Annotated in this window: 1 protein-coding gene; it reads left to right on the forward strand. The window is 59.7% G+C overall.

Features of this window, described 5'->3' with window-relative positions; translation table 11 throughout:
- The first annotated feature begins 227 nt into the window (after positions 1–227).
- Positions 228–368 carry a LuxR C-terminal-related transcriptional regulator gene (locus AC1D34_RS38130; protein WP_476827100.1) on the forward strand — a complete coding sequence of 47 codons (141 nt, stop codon included), beginning with the start codon at positions 228–230 and terminating at the stop codon, positions 366–368.
- Positions 369–755 lie beyond the last annotated feature (387 nt).

Raw genomic sequence — 755 nt, forward strand, 5'->3', positions numbered from 1 at the left:
ATCTCGTCTTGCGCGATGCCGCGGCCGAGTGGAAAATGCCCCCACGCGAATGGACCGAAGCCAAGTCCCAGTTCGTCCCAGTTCGCGATCATGTTCGAGGATCGCTTCATCACTCAATGAAGCTCAACCCGCCCCGGACACAAAAATTCAGACACTCCCCGCGCGGTCCGGCTCGGCAGCCTCACCCCGCGGGAGCGCGAGGTCTTCGCCCTTGTGGCGAGAGCCGGATGAACAAGCAGATCGCCTACGAACTCGGAACCACCATTCGCACCATCAAGGCCCACCGCCACAAGGTGATGGAAAAAATGGCCGCCCGCTCCATTGCCGAGCTTGTCCTGTCCTCAGAGCAGCTTGGGCTCATCTCTTAGAAAAGGCGGGCGACCAGTTCGAGAGCACCAACACCCCCCTGCATTGTGTACGCAGTTTGAAAACGGCCGAGAAACGCGGCGCCTGGCAAAACGGCGCGTTTCCCGGAGGTGGACGACGGCTCTGTGGCAGTCTCGAGAAGAAGAGTTGGAGCGCCATGACAACCGACCTGGCACGGAGTGCAGGCGACCAGCACCCGGTGAAGGGCCTGATGCCGATCCCGCTGGGACTGGCGATGAAATCGGGTCTCAGAGCCGGATTTAAAAGGAGTTGAGCGATATCAGCAGGTTGTGATTCCCGTTTGGTGCTGAATCAAAAGGGGTTTCCGATGGCCTGGACCGATATCGCTCGCGCCGAGCATAACCGTGATCGGCTTCGCTTTCCAAGTG

It is taken from the genome of Allobosea sp. P1_A7 (genome assembly GCF_056406775.1).

Bases quoted from the DNA above. Each gene is read 5' to 3' on its own strand.
- AC1D34_RS38130 (WP_476827100.1), top strand. From the start codon at position 228: ATGAACAAGCAGATCGCCTACGAACTCGGAACCACCATTCGCACCATC.